The organism is Paraburkholderia sp. SECH2, from assembly GCF_030464795.1.
Taxonomy (GTDB): Bacteria; Pseudomonadota; Gammaproteobacteria; order Burkholderiales; family Burkholderiaceae; genus Paraburkholderia; species Paraburkholderia aspalathi.
In genome coordinates, this window is the sequence record NZ_JALPRH010000010.1 from 230626 (window position 1) to 243825 (window position 13200).

Here is a 13200-nt window from a genome sequence, read left to right on the forward strand (position 1 = left end):
ACCGACGGTGCTCGGCGGAGAGAGCAGATCCGAAACTGGGCACACTTGCGTAACACACCAACGACCGATGAATGCGTGTGGGGCAAGCTATCTCCGAAGCGACGGTTCGCGGCCAAATCACTTCATGTCCCGCACAATTGAAGAAAGTCCAGGCGTACCGAACAGATCTAATTGCCCCAGGTGACGTGACATTGCTTCTTTGTGCCTCGAAGCAGCAGCAACGCGTTCCGGGTCGATGCCGCGAACGCTCGCCAGATATCGCAGAAGCTCACCAAGTCTGTCGTTGGTAGACGCGAGCAGTTGCTGAAGAGCTACGCTCCTATAGCGTTCAGCTGCCGCTGCGGATTCCGCGGATTTGCGATGCGCTTGCGACTGGATCCCGAGCACCACCAGCCGCACCGCGGCCTCCTCCAGAGACTCATCCGTGCCTGCGGTAGCAGCTTCCACGATCTGCTGCAACCCCTTTGGAATCTTTGGTGGCGGCCCAACGCTTTTCTCGAGGCGATCGACGATTTCCTGATTGAGACTCCGACCAGCGGCATCGGCACGCTGCTGAAGCTCCTGCCGCAGCTCAGGTGGCATTCGAATCGGGTAAGCGGCAGCCTGCTTCGGCGTTGCTTTCTCGCTGCTCATAGTGCGACCCTTGACTAAATCTATGTGATATGACGATACTGTCAGCACAAACCGAAGTAGATTCTACTATGATTCTTTCTGTGGATATCCTAAAGAGGAAATCTTATGGATGCGTTACAACCGAGTTCGTACCCGCTGCGAATGCCAGCGGGCCTGCGGAGTTTTCTGCAGGAGAAGGCAGACCGGCTCGACCGGTCGCTGCATTGGGTGATCGTGAAGACCCTTGAGGATGCGAGAAAGAAAGAGGCGCGCACGAAGGCGGAAGATCGATAGAAAAAGCCCCGACCGAATATCTGGGGAGATGGGCGGTCAGGGCTCGGTGTTCAAACTTGGAGAATGAACGCATGCATCCTAGCACGCGGGCGTTAACACGCCAAATTAAAGTGCCGTTTCACGGCGCGGAGCTGTTTGTGATCGAACATCACCGCGAGCCCTACGCACCGCTTAGGCCGATCGTAGATGGAATGGGGCTGAACTGGGCTAGCCAATTCACGAAAATCAAACAACGGTTCGCAGCCTGCGTTGTGGAAATCACAACTCAGCTTCCCGGTGATAAGCAGCGTCGATCTGTGACCTGCCTACCGGTCAGAAAATTACCCGGATGGCTGCACTCAATCAACATTGGGAAGATTCGCACGGAACTTCGAGATACGGTCGCCGCGTATCAGGCTGAATGCGATGATGCCCTCTGGCGATATTGGAACGACGGCATCGCCGTGAATCCTCGCCAACCGCGCATAGGCCCGGCCAGAAGCACGGCAGCGGATCGGGCCGATGCGCTTCGCTATGCTACAGAGCTTGTCATCGATCGAAGAGTCCCCTACAGCGCTGCTTATCGGGTGATGCGCCTCTATGCCGGAACCCTGAGCTTCAAAACTATGACCTGCGATCAGGTCAACATAGCGACGGACTTCGCCGAACGCCTTCTCACACATCACGACACTCTTGAAGATTGGAAATTGATCCAGCAGCACAGGAGTGAGCTATTGGCCGGACCTGAGCAGTTATCGTTAGACCTGCATCCTCGCCTTGGCCCGACGCAGACTTAACCCGCAGAAGCATCGATTCGAATCGCGAATAAAGGTGCGCTTACCACGGGCGCATCTTTTCGCACATACTGAAACAAATGGAACCCAAGCCGAACCTCGACGACGAAGCCCGCGCCGAACTGCTCTGCGGTCCGGTCGTAGCGCAACTCATCGCCCGGGCGCGCCAACTGAGGCTAAATCAGTTTGTTACGGCTTGAACCCGGGAGGCACCAGGGCACTGATGATCGATGCGGACTTTTCGCAAGTCTTGGTCACACCGAGAAACTGGGAATCAGCCGCTCGCGGATTGCTTTCCATTTGTAGCGCAGCCTTCATGGCATCGCCTTCGCACCGCTGCTCCGCTGGCAACGCGATGCTGAGCATGAGCACCGAGTAGCCAATGGTCACGACCTCGTAGACAACAAACGTTGCTGCTGCCGCAGCGCCGATTGCTTTTAACATGCCCGCACTCCGAGTCAGGGATCACAGATGCAATAACGGCCGCAGCATCAGATACTTGAGCAGATAGGTGGGTGGCCGATCAACCTTCGCTCAAGGTTGGTCAGCAGGTGCATGGAGAACGACAATCGCCTTTGCCCTGGCCATCCCTGCTACATCGAAGCAATGCGCGTTGAACTTACTGCGCGCAGGGCAAGAAAAATCCCGAATGGGATGCTATCAGCGGAGAGTTCGCGCAAGACATCTGCGGCGCGAGGGATGGTGATCCGGCGGATCTGGTTGGCCGGCAACTACTCGGCCGCGGGAAGATCTTCAGGCAACCAGCAGCGCAACGAGACATGCAACTGCCAAACCCAAGCACACGCCGCCTGAGATCAAGTCGTATGGATAAGTCATGGGATCCCCGATTCGTTATCCGTCAAGCATAAGACGATCAGGGGAGACGTAGTGTTAAGGATGGTCAGGCGCCGGATATGAAAAAGCCCAGCGCGGGGCTGGGCTTCATGTGACTAATTCGATGCGACCTCGTTAAGGCAACGCAGCGCGAAGATTTGCGATGTCAGCTGACAACTGTGGAAGATCCTTTTGAATCGTATCCCAAACGATCTTGGGATCTGCCCGATGATATTGGTGCGCAAGGATGGTACGCAGTCGGTGAGCGAAAGACAGCGACTGCGTCAGATTCGGTGCGTGCTGTGCGATCAGTTGAGCACTCGAGCGTAACAGCGAGTCGCCAGCTTCCCCAATAACAATAAAGCGGTAATAGCAGGCCGATCGCAGAGTGAGATCCGCAACGAAAGCCTGTTCCCCGTGCCCGTTCACATCCCTGAGAATGGCGTCAATTGCGTAGTAGATGTGACCGCACCGCTCACTCGGAGTGGGCACGGTCAAACCCTTTCGGCGATACCGAGGATGCGGTCGCGATCACTACCTCTCAGCCCGCCTTCAGTCAGGATAGTGACTTTGGCATGCAACTCCGCGGCCAACGCGTCTTCGATCTTGAACACATCAAAGTACGATACTTGGTCTTCGGGCTGGACGAGCAAAACAACATCCGCCTCTTCCGTCTCGTCAGGAACATAACGCGGATTGCGGACGTGATACTGCGCCAGCACGTCGCTGATCGCGGCCTTGTGGTCACGAACAAATTCGATCGTTTTCATGGCGCCCCTCCGGCTTCGTGATGCCTCATATAACGGCACCTTGACAAATCTCTAAAGACAGTATCCGGACAATTTTAGATCCGTCAACAAAAACGTACCCTTACAGCGTCCTATCACACACATGAAGACACCATGCAATTTTTGAGCCTAACCCCGCAGACCAATGTCCGCGGGCTTGCTTAGTTAGGCGCGCGCCGGCCATACTTGATTCCAATCAAAAATGTATCTTTTTGGTAACTCCGTGTTCGGCTGCTACGCCAAGGCTCTCAAAGGAATCGCACCCGTATTTCCTCAGGAGACGGATTTTAGGGGTACTGGTGGGGGTATAAAAATTACAAAACCTCCCGCAACGCCCGACCGGTAATTGAATATGAATTCTGTCGGGGGACCAATCAGCAACATCCAGACACATCAAAAAGCCCCGCCCGGCATTGCCCGGCGGGGCTTTTTTGCCTCCGTCATTACCCACACGTCTGCCGAATACGGAACGGTTGAAGCCCAATTCCCCTCTGCCCTGCGTGCCAACCGTACCCGCCTGACCACATCCGCGAAATCCACGCAGCCTATAAACCCACACCACCCACCAACACCTAAAGTATTCCCCGCGCCCGCCGAAAATCAGGCATGGAAAACGACGACCGCCTCCGCCCTGGCCATCCTCTATATGAAGAAGCGATGGCCCTCGAATTAACCGTGCGCACCCTGCGTCACGCACAGGGCAAGAAGAATCCCGAAGACGTCCTCTATGCCTCACCCGAGTGGAACGTCGTCAGCGAGGAGTTTGTGCGCGACCTTTACCGAGCGATGGGTGGCAACCCGGCCGAGCTGCCCTGACCGCCGCAACAGGTCTCGCCATCACATCGCAGTCGCAACACAAACCACCCTCACCCCATCACGCAGGCCGCTTCGGAATATCCAATCCCCTGGCCACCGCCGGACGCGCAACAAACGCCGCCAGCACTCGCTTCACATTCGAAAACTCATCAATCCCGACCAGATCCCCGGCTTCATAGAACCCGACCAGATTACGCACCCAAGGGAAAGTCGCGATATCAGCGATCGAATACTGATCACCCAAAATCCAGTCACGCCCTTCAAGCCGCTGATCCAGCACCGCCAGCAACCGCTTCGCCTCACCGATATAACGATCGCGCGGGCGTTTGTCTTCGTATTCCTTTCCAGCGAACTTGTGGAAGAAGCCCACCTGGCCAAACATCGGGCCGATGCCGCCCATCTGGAACATCACCCACTGGATCGCCTCATAACGGCCAGCAGCATCCTTCGGAATCAATTGACCGGCCTTGTCCGCCAGGTAAATCAGAATCGCGCCGGATTCGAACAGCGGCAGCGGCTTGCCGTCCGGACCGTTCGGATCGATGATCGCCGGAATCTTGTTGTTCGGATTCAGCGACAGAAACTCCGCCGACATCTGGTCGTTCGTATCGAAGCGCACGAGGTGCGGCTCATAGGGCAATCCGGTCTCTTCGAGCATGATCGAAACCTTCACGCCATTGGGCGTCGGCAGCGAATACAGCTGAATCCGGTCCGGATGCTCGGCAGGCCATTTCTTCGTGATCGGGAAGGCGGAGAGATCGGTCATGGATGGTGTAACCCTTATGCGAAAGCTGCGGCTAAAAATGGGAATCGGGAATCAGCGACCGGCCGAAAGACCGAGAACAGAGACCCGAACACGCGACCGCCAAATATAAACCGACTCGGCAGAACGCGTGCGTGAGCGCCGCAGTGCGGGTCGCCTCGAATCACACCAACGCGAACATTGCCACGCGACGCGTTTCCCCACCGCCTAACCGCACAAAGGCACTCAGGTTCACCACAAATCCTTGGTAGCCGTACCGGCGCGCAGGTTATACCCTTCGCGCCACAAAGCCGCGCCGATTGTCAGCAACAGCGTCTTCTGCTCGCCATCGTGTTGGTCCCACGTCGCCGCCAGCCACGTGGCGAAACTCGCACAGAGGGTTTCGAGGTCGACGGGCGTCTTGCCCTCGAGGTACTGCCGCTCGAACATCGAAAGCACTTTTTCGGGTGTCATAGGCGCCTCCTACGTGTTGGATGCGCCAAGTCTAAAGGCGGCGCACAGCGTGCGGAACGTCCACGGCGCCGAACCCGGGTTACTCCCAGGCCAAAACGGCGCCGTACCCCGCGTCTGACGGAAAAGCACTAACACCCAACAGCCAGAGCCCGGCACCCAAGCCCCGTAAAAACAGAAAAAGGCGCCGAAGCGCCTTTCCCCGTCAAACAACACCGCGAACCAAATTACGGCGCGTTGCGCTTTGCATTGTCCTTGGCGTCTTCCTTAGCGTCGCCATAGGCCTTCTGCACCTTGCCGGCGCCTTGTTGAAGGTCGCCCTTAAGTTCCTTACCGGGGTTGTTGGTGGCCTTGCCGACGGCTTCGTTGACCTTGCCCTTGATCTGCTCACCCACACCCTTTACCTGGTCCTTGTTCATGTTTGGCTCCGATATCTGGAATGCCGGCGCGTCATTACGCCAGTATCCCGATTCAGCAACGGGTGTGCCCACGCCGCCCGCCGGCCGTTTTGCCCAACGAACCGAACCGCGAAAAATATTTCAAAAAAGCCCTAAAGTCCCGCCCCGGCCTGCCGTAAAGGTGCCATGGAGGGGCTATGGAACGCACACTCATTATGCTGACGGGGTCATCCCAGGCGGCGCTAGTCGACCAGGATATCGCGCATATTGGGCGCGTGATGCGACCGTCTTTACAAGGCGATCTGGCTGGACCGATTCTGCCGGTTACCTACTGGCGCAAGCGCCTGTACCAATTGCTCGACACCGGCAATCTGTCCCACGCGCAACTGTGCGCGGTCGACAGCCTCCTGCTGCAGTTGGACCAGTTCGAAGCCGAACCCCCGCCAGTATGGACAGGACCGACCGCCGCCCCGTTCCAGCCGGTACACGTCGCCGCCAGCCGTCATCTCTGATCTGACGCGCCGCACGCTCGATGGCCGGTCTTCCGCGCCGCTCAGCCCTACTCTCCCCAGCTAAAACCCAGCTAAAAAAAGGCCGCGAACCCTGTCGCGGCCTGAACACGTCGCAACGCGGGGATTTCGCGTCACGCTGTAAGCCTACACGTCCAACTGTGACATTCGCATTTAGGCAAAACGGTCTTCGTGCGACCGGAAATTTTCTGCTCACACTCCGTGAAAATAGGAAAAAGGGACGACCTTAGGTCATAATGTCCGCAAAAATTCCCAGCAAGGACATCCGTGACCCTCGCCGCACCGCTCGACCTGCTCAAACAGGCGCGCGCCCGCTTCACTCAACGCGAAATCGCCGCGCACGTCGGTAAGGACATCAAGACGGTACGTCGCTGGGAAAAAGGCGAAACACCGTGTCCGTCGATGCTCGAACCGGCCTTGCGCGATCTGCTGCACAGCAGCGGCCGGACGAAGGCCGGCTTAGCCACCGGCGACGCCCAATTCCGCTTCATCGATCTGTTTGCCGGCATCGGCGGCATTCGGATGGGTTTCGAGGCGCACGGTGGCGACTGCGTCTTCACGAGCGAGTGGAACGATTTCTCCACCAAGACCTATCGCGAGAACTACCCGCCCGGCGGCGACCACGCGCTGATCGGCGACATCGTCTCCTTTCCCGCCGAAGAAGTGCCGAGCCACGACGTGCTGCTTGGCGGCTTTCCGTGCCAGCCGTTCTCGATTGCCGGCGTCAGCAAGAAAAACGCGCTGGGTCGTCCACACGGCTTCGAATGCACGACGCAGGGCACGCTGTTTTTCGACGTCGCGCGAATCATCGCGGCAAAGCGCCCCGCCGCATTCCTGCTGGAGAACGTGAAGAATCTGCTCTCGCACGACAAAGGCCGCACCTTCGACGTGATCCTGCAGACGCTGCGCGACGAGCTCGGCTACGAAGTGCACTACCGCGTGGTCGACGGCCAGCATTTCACGCCGCAGCATCGGGAGCGCATCATCATCGTCGGCTTTCGCGGCAAGACGTCGTTTTCCTGGGACGATCTGCGTCTGCCGGAAAGCGGTCCGCGCCTTGGCTCGATCCTGCATCGCACGGACGGCAGCGAACCGGTGCTGCCATGGGACCACGATCGCTTCTTCGACCACGCGAGCAAACGCGTGCAACCGAAGTACACGCTCACCCCGAATCTCTGGACCTATCTGCAAAACTACGCGGCGAAGCATCGCGCGGCGGGCAATGGCTTCGGTTTCGGCATGGCTTATCCCGAGAGCGTCACACGCACGCTCTCGGCGCGTTATCACAAGGACGGGTCGGAGATCCTGGTCTATCAAGGCGAACACTTGCGGCCGCGGCGCCTGACGCCGCGTGAATGTGCACGGCTGATGGGCTTTCCCGACACCTTCAGGATTCCGGTCAGCGACACGCAGGCTTACCGGCAGTTCGGCAACAGCGTCGTCATGCCGGTGATGCGGGAAGTGGCGCGCATCATGCTGCCGCATGTGCAAAACCTGCTTGCCGTGGAGACGCACAATGGTTCGAAGCAAGCCCTTTCGCTCTATTCCTGAGCGGCCCGCTCCGCTACCCAGACGCTAACGATGGTCGATATCGTCGACAGCGCAACGCGTAGCCGGATGATGTCCGGCATTCGCGGCCGCAATACGAAGCCGGAAATCTTGATCCGCAGCCTGCTGCATGGCCGGGGCTTTCGCTTCCGTTTAGACGCGCGCGATCTGCCGGGCCGGCCGGATATCGTGCTGCCGCGCTATCGCGCCGTCGTGCTGGTGCACGGCTGTTTCTGGCATGGTCACGACTGCCATCTGTTCAAATGGCCGCAAACCCGGCCCGAGTTCTGGCGCGACAAGATCGGCCGCAATCGCAGCAATGACGAGAAGGTTCGCGCCGCGCTGCTTGCGAGCGGCTGGCGCGTCGGGGTGGTATGGGAATGCGCTTTGCGTGGTGCGAATCGCGATATCGAGGGCGTGTTGCAGCGGCTCGTCGAGTGGTTGAAGAGCGACGCACCGAGCTTCGAGGAACGCGGCTGAAAGCTGCTTGTAGCCTGCCCGGCTGGAGGGAACTCCAGAGCCGCTGGTGATACACTCGATTGGCTAGCTCGGAGCATTTTTTGCGTGCCGACGCTGCAGAAATCAGGCAGCAACTGGCCGGCAGTTCAATGGCAAGCCGGTAGCAAAAACAGCACGCTCCGACCATCCCAGAACCACCAAGAAGGGAGGCACACGATGGCTGATTTCCGTCTCTGGTCCGACGATTTCCCCACCAACGGCTTTATGCCGAAAGCCCACGAATACCACGACAAGGCCTTCGGCGTAGACGGCGAGAACATTTCGCCCGCGTTGCAATGGGACGCGCCGCCGGCCGATACCCAAAGCTTCGCACTCACCGTTCACGATCCGGACGCGCCTACCGGCAGCGGCTTCTGGCACTGGGTCGTCGTCAACATTCCGGCTGATGCCCGATCGCTGCCGCGCAACGCCGGCAAAACCGATGGCTCATTGCTGCCGCAAGGCGCGCTGCAATTGCGCAACGACTACGGCACGGTCGGCTTCGGTGGCGCAGCGCCGCCGCGCGGCGACAAGACGCATCGCTATATCTTCCGCCTGCATGCGCTGAAGGTGCCGCATCTGCCGATCAATGCGGAGACCACCAACGCGGTTGCGCGCTTCATGACGCATCTGAACGAACTCGACTCGACCACCCACACCGGCCTGTACGAACTCAAATAACGCGTGAGACGCGATGCCGGTGCGCAGTCGCCGTGCCGGCATCGTCGCTGCGCTACGTGCCTCTTCAGGGCGGCACGTAGCGCGCGTGGCTCATCGTAGGATCGATGTGCCGCCCCATTCCAAATCAAAAGAACGATGCAAGCACAACCATCGCGCAAGGACGGCTCGATGCCGGCCGATGCCGCCCCCGCCGCTCCGCTCGCCGCCGGCACACCGCTCGCGGACAACACCGAACAAGGCTTGCCGATTCCGCAACGCTATTGGGCGATGCTCGTTATCGCCCTCGCCCTCACGCTGGCGGTGCTCGACAGCGCGATCGCCAACGTGGCGCTGCCGACCATCGCGCGCAATCTGCATGCAAGCGCAGCCGGCTCGATCTGGGTCGTCAACGCTTACCAGCTCGCCATCACCATTTCACTGCTGCCGCTTGCGTCGCTCGGCGATCGCATCGGCTACCGGCGTATCTATCTGGCCGGGCTGATCCTGTTCACGGTGGCGTCGTTCGGGTGCGCGTTGTCCACGTCACTGCCGACGCTCGCACTCGCCCGCGTGGTCCAGGGCTTCGGCGCAGCGGGCGTCATGAGCGTGAACACGGCGCTCGTACGCATGATTTATCCGCCCTCGCAGCTTGGACGCGGCGTTGCGATCAACGCGATGGTCGTTGCGATATCGTCCGCGGTCGGGCCGACGGTCGCCTCCGGCGTGCTCGCCATCGCGCCATGGCCGTGGCTGTTCGCGATCAATGTGCCGATCGGGATCGCGGCGATTATCGGCGGCTTCAAGGCGCTGCCGATGAATCCCGGCCACGAGTCTCCGTACGACTATCTGAGCGCGGTGATGAACGCGTTCGTGTTCGGTCTGCTGATCTTCGCAATCGACGGTCTCGGTCACGGCGAGCACATCCGCTGGGTCGTTATTGAGGCGCTCGTTGCGGTTGTGATCGGCTACTTCTTCGTGCGCCGTCAGTTGACTCAACCCGCGCCTCTGTTGCCGATCGATTTGCTGAGGATTCCGGTGTTCGCGCTGTCGATCGGCACCTCGGTGTGTTCGTTCTGCGCGCAGATGCTGGCTTTCGTGTCGTTGCCATTTCTGTTGCAGGACACGCTGGGTTTGTCGCAGGTAGAAACCGGTTTGCTGATGACGCCGTGGCCGGCGGTCATCATCATTGCCGCGCCGATTGCGGGTGTGCTGTCGGACAAGATATCGTCTGGATGGCTGGGTGGCGTCGGACTCGTGACGATGACGGTGGGCCTGCTGCTGCTCGCCACCCTCGGCGCGCATCCCGAGCCCATGCAGATCGCGTGGCGCATGGCACTGTGCGGCGCGGGCTTCGGGATCTTCCAGTCGCCGAACAATCGAACCATGTTGTCCGCCGCGCCGCGTGAGCGCAGCGGCGGTGCAAGTGGGATGCTCGGCACTGCACGCCTGACCGGGCAGACTCTCGGCGCGGCACTGGTCGCGCTGATCTTCGGCATCGCGCCGCAGAATGGGCCGACCATCACGCTGTATGTGGCAGCCTGTTTTTCCGCGGTCGCCGCTGTGGTCAGCATGATGCGTGTGAGGCAGCGAGTGAACGTGCAAGCGGCGTGAGGACGTAGCAGACCGAAGCGCATGATGCGCATGCTCGAGTTGTTCGCCTGACCCGGATACAAAAAGGGCGCGAATCGCATATTGCGGTCCGCGCCCTTTTTCAATGCTTCGGCTTTATCCAAACAAACAGTTCGACGTGACCAGCGCGTACGGGTCCTTAAGATCCCCGCGCCGCCGTTGATACGACTACGACGACGATGCCGTCACGTCAGCGAGCTTTACCGCTTTGGCCGTCACCGAAGAGGCAGTCGCAACGTTGCGCAGATCGCCCAGGAACGTATCGCGCCAGACCGACAGATTGTTCTCGCGCATCGGCGCCATCATGTCCGCGTGACGCGCCTGACGTTCGGCGAGCGGCATCGACAACGCACGCTCCAGCGCCTCGGCCATCTGCGACAGATCGAACGGATTGACGACCAAGGCCCCCGGCAGTTGCTCGGCCGCACCGGCAAATTGCGACAACACGAGCACGCCCGGATCAGCCGGATCCTGCGATGCGACGTATTCCTTCGCGACCAGGTTCATCCCGTCGCGCAGCGGCGTCACATAGCCGACCTGCGATTGACGGAACAGCGCCATCAGCAGATTGCGCTCGTACTTGCGGTTCAGGTATTGGATCGGCGTCCAGTCGAGTTGCGCAAAACGACCATTGATGCGGCCAGCTTCGCCCTCCAGCGTCTGACGAATGCGCTGATATGTCTGCACATCCGCGCGTGTCGGCGGCGCAATCTGCACGAGCGATACACGTCCGTGCCAACCCGGCGCATTTAGCAGCAGCCGTTCGAACGCCTGAAAGCGCTCCACTAGACCCTTCGAATAATCGAGCCGGTCGACGCTCATAATCAGCTTGCGTCCACGCATGCCGTCACGCAGGCTGCGCACCGGCTTACGGTCAGTGAACTGCTCGGCGGCCTTGGCGATCGCGTCCGGATAGATGCCGATCGGGTACGCGGCCACTTTCAGGAAGCGATTGTAGGCGTGCACCATGCCGTCTTCGCTCGAGGTGCCGTGCTGACCGCGCTCGATAAAGTCGACGAACGACTGGCGGTCTGCTTCGGTCTGGAAACCGACCACGTCGTAGCTGCACATCGCCTTGACCAATTCCTCGTGCGGCGGAATGGTACGGAGTACTTCCGGCACCGGAAACGGAATATGCAGGAAGAAGCCGATGGGATTCTTCACGCCAAGCTCGCGCAGGCAGCGCGCGAACGGCAGCAGGTGATAGTCGTGCACCCAGATGATGTCATCGGGTTTGAGCAACTCCTTGAGCTGCTTGGCGAGCGTCGCGTTGACGCGCTGATAGCCCGCGTATTCCTGCCGGTCATAGCGCGACAGGTCGTTGCGATAGTGGAACGTCGGCCACAGTGTCGCGTTGGAAAAGCCGCGATAGTACTGGTCATAGTCGCGCTTGGTGAGGCCCACCGTCGCGTACGTCACATTGCCCTGCTTTTCGATCACCGGTGCGGACGGCTCACTTACCGTTTCACCGCTCCAGCCGAACCAGACTCCGCCGGTTTCCTTCAACGCGTCCAGCACGCCGATCGCGAGGCCACCTGCCGCGGGTCGGCCTTCCTGGGTCGGCGCCACACGATTCGATACCACGATCAGTCTGCTCATTGGTGCTCCACCTAGTCAGTTGTTTCGTTGCATACGGATATGTGCCAAAGAGGTGCACGCAAGTCGCGTGCCGTTTTATGAGATGCTGAAAATAAAAATGTATGTAAATGTGACAAGCGAGCAGAAACGCGCGGCATCAGAGCGCCACGAGGAAATTTTTTCTGCTTTGCGTGACGAAACCGGAACCCTTCTTACCGGCCGTCGGGCGGGCTCAGGCGTCCTGCTCCGAACCGAGATCGCGCTGGTACTCCAACCCTTCCTGACGCACGCCGCCCTGGTTGTGCTCGCCGTCTGGCGGCGCATTGGGCGCGACGCGGTTCTGCGCGGCCGGGTCCGGCGACTCCTCCGGGGCGTTCTTGCTGCCGGGCCGGGAGTCGCGCTTCGAGTGGCGCGCGGAACGTCGCAGTGCTGGGTGTCTCATGATTGATGCCTCCGGGGGAAGCCCGCCGCCATCGGGAGCGACGTCAATTCAGTGTAGGGTTCACGACGGTAAATTGCCGGTAAAAGATGCGCCGGCTTTGTAACAAGTACATAAAATCAATGCGCTGGACTGCGGTCCAGCGCACAGAACACGTCAGAGTTGCATGCTGGAGGCTCGCAACGGCGGACACCGACTGGCTTGTGGCGTTTGCGTGGGCTGCGAAGGCGGATCGCCAATGGGCGGCGCAACCGGTTCGATAGGATCCGGAGTCGGACTCGGAACGGTGTCAGGCTCCGCAGGATTCGGCGGCTCGTTAGGCTCAGGACGATGAGCGTACTGCGGGAGGGGAAGCGAAGAAGCTGCGGCGTATTCCGGCATATCGGTTACCTCGTTTTGCGTTCAAATGAACCGCAGCAAGGCCTGTGCCGAATTAAAAAGGAAGGCACGAAAATCGACGAATGTTTCGAAGACCTACGCTTCGGCGCGCGCAGCGCCGCCGGAAGTATGACTCCCTTGTCACAAGCTTATGCATGGGCACGAACACAGATTCCAGATGCACCACTACCCTGAGCGAGCTGCGGGACCCG

At 59.7% G+C, this 13200-nt stretch carries 18 protein-coding genes; 8 read left to right on the forward strand and 10 right to left on the reverse strand.

What is annotated here, in order from left to right:
* Positions 1–117 precede the first annotated feature (117 nt).
* Entirely contained in the window at positions 118–633 is a 516-nt protein-coding gene (locus M0D66_RS19130) for an Arc family DNA-binding protein (protein ID WP_266211156.1), read from the reverse strand.
* 105 nt (positions 634–738) lie between these two features.
* Here M0D66_RS19130 and M0D66_RS19135 point away from each other — a divergent pair, with 105 nt between their 5' ends.
* Together M0D66_RS19135 and M0D66_RS19140 are read left to right on the forward strand one after the other, a co-directional pair.
* A complete protein-coding gene (locus tag M0D66_RS19135; RefSeq protein ID WP_266211157.1) occupies positions 739–906 on the forward strand; it encodes an Arc family DNA-binding protein in 168 nt (55 codons plus the stop codon).
* A gap of 71 nt (positions 907–977) precedes the next feature.
* Positions 978–1682 carry a phage antirepressor N-terminal domain-containing protein gene (locus M0D66_RS19140; RefSeq protein WP_266211158.1) on the forward strand — a complete coding sequence of 235 codons (705 nt, stop codon included), beginning with the start codon at positions 978–980 and terminating at the stop codon, positions 1680–1682.
* A 186-nt stretch (positions 1683–1868) separates the two neighbouring features.
* On the opposite strand, the gene M0D66_RS19145 is transcribed toward M0D66_RS19140, so the two are convergent.
* The 3 genes from M0D66_RS19145 to M0D66_RS19150 all read right to left on the reverse strand — a co-directional run bounded on the left by M0D66_RS19145 (position 1869) and on the right by M0D66_RS19150 (position 3283).
* Entirely contained in the window at positions 1869–2123 is a 255-nt protein-coding gene (locus tag M0D66_RS19145) for a hypothetical protein (protein WP_266211159.1), read from the reverse strand.
* A gap of 525 nt (positions 2124–2648) precedes the next feature.
* A complete protein-coding gene (locus M0D66_RS37965) occupies positions 2649–3005 on the reverse strand; it encodes a DUF86 domain-containing protein (RefSeq protein ID WP_367619542.1) in 357 nt (118 codons plus the stop codon).
* Between the two features lie 2 nt (positions 3006–3007).
* Entirely contained in the window at positions 3008–3283 is a 276-nt protein-coding gene (locus tag M0D66_RS19150; RefSeq protein ID WP_266211160.1) for a hypothetical protein, read from the reverse strand.
* Between the two features lie 624 nt (positions 3284–3907).
* Here M0D66_RS19150 and M0D66_RS19155 point away from each other — a divergent pair.
* Positions 3908–4117: a hypothetical protein gene (locus M0D66_RS19155; protein WP_175052756.1), complete on the forward strand. Its 210-nt coding sequence runs from the start codon at positions 3908–3910 to the stop codon at positions 4115–4117.
* A gap of 58 nt (positions 4118–4175) precedes the next feature.
* Here the strand turns inward: M0D66_RS19155 and M0D66_RS19160 are convergent, their stop codons facing one another.
* The 3 genes from M0D66_RS19160 to M0D66_RS19170 all read right to left on the reverse strand — a co-directional run bounded on the left by M0D66_RS19160 (position 4176) and on the right by M0D66_RS19170 (position 5749).
* Positions 4176–4883 carry a glutathione S-transferase C-terminal domain-containing protein gene (locus tag M0D66_RS19160; RefSeq protein WP_093643812.1) on the reverse strand — a complete coding sequence of 236 codons (708 nt, stop codon included), beginning with the start codon at positions 4881–4883 and terminating at the stop codon, positions 4176–4178.
* 228 nt (positions 4884–5111) lie between these two features.
* A complete protein-coding gene (locus M0D66_RS19165; RefSeq protein WP_054035047.1) occupies positions 5112–5333 on the reverse strand; it encodes a hypothetical protein in 222 nt (73 codons plus the stop codon).
* Positions 5334–5557: 224 nt separating this feature from the next.
* A complete protein-coding gene (locus M0D66_RS19170; RefSeq protein ID WP_035552219.1) occupies positions 5558–5749 on the reverse strand; it encodes a CsbD family protein in 192 nt (63 codons plus the stop codon).
* 176 nt (positions 5750–5925) lie between these two features.
* Here M0D66_RS19170 and M0D66_RS19175 point away from each other — a divergent pair, with 176 nt between their 5' ends.
* The 5 genes from M0D66_RS19175 (at position 5926) to M0D66_RS19195 (ending at position 10575) form a co-directional block, all read left to right on the forward strand.
* A complete protein-coding gene (locus M0D66_RS19175; RefSeq protein ID WP_093643815.1) occupies positions 5926–6240 on the forward strand; it encodes a hypothetical protein in 315 nt (104 codons plus the stop codon).
* Positions 6241–6525: 285 nt separating this feature from the next.
* Entirely contained in the window at positions 6526–7809 is a 1284-nt protein-coding gene (gene dcm, locus M0D66_RS19180) for a DNA (cytosine-5-)-methyltransferase (protein WP_266211161.1), read from the forward strand.
* A 30-nt stretch (positions 7810–7839) separates the two neighbouring features.
* Complete coding sequence (locus tag M0D66_RS19185) at positions 7840–8286, forward strand: very short patch repair endonuclease (RefSeq protein ID WP_175052752.1); 447 nt, start codon at positions 7840–7842, stop codon at positions 8284–8286.
* Positions 8287–8481: 195 nt separating this feature from the next.
* Positions 8482–8985: a YbhB/YbcL family Raf kinase inhibitor-like protein gene (locus M0D66_RS19190; RefSeq protein WP_054035050.1), complete on the forward strand. Its 504-nt coding sequence runs from the start codon at positions 8482–8484 to the stop codon at positions 8983–8985.
* 135 nt (positions 8986–9120) lie between these two features.
* Entirely contained in the window at positions 9121–10575 is a 1455-nt protein-coding gene (locus M0D66_RS19195; RefSeq protein ID WP_266211162.1) for an MFS transporter, read from the forward strand.
* A 186-nt stretch (positions 10576–10761) separates the two neighbouring features.
* Here M0D66_RS19195 and otsA read toward each other — a convergent pair whose 3' ends face one another.
* The 3 genes from otsA to M0D66_RS19210 all read right to left on the reverse strand — a co-directional run bounded on the left by otsA (position 10762) and on the right by M0D66_RS19210 (position 12991).
* A complete protein-coding gene (gene otsA / locus M0D66_RS19200; RefSeq protein ID WP_093643822.1) occupies positions 10762–12192 on the reverse strand; it encodes an alpha,alpha-trehalose-phosphate synthase (UDP-forming) in 1431 nt (476 codons plus the stop codon).
* A gap of 211 nt (positions 12193–12403) precedes the next feature.
* Positions 12404–12613: a hypothetical protein gene (locus tag M0D66_RS19205; protein ID WP_200622712.1), complete on the reverse strand. Its 210-nt coding sequence runs from the start codon at positions 12611–12613 to the stop codon at positions 12404–12406.
* Between the two features lie 153 nt (positions 12614–12766).
* The gene (locus M0D66_RS19210; protein ID WP_093643827.1) at positions 12767–12991 is read right to left on the reverse strand and encodes a hypothetical protein; all 225 of its coding nucleotides are present in this window, start codon (positions 12989–12991) and stop codon (positions 12767–12769) included.
* Positions 12992–13200 lie beyond the last annotated feature (209 nt).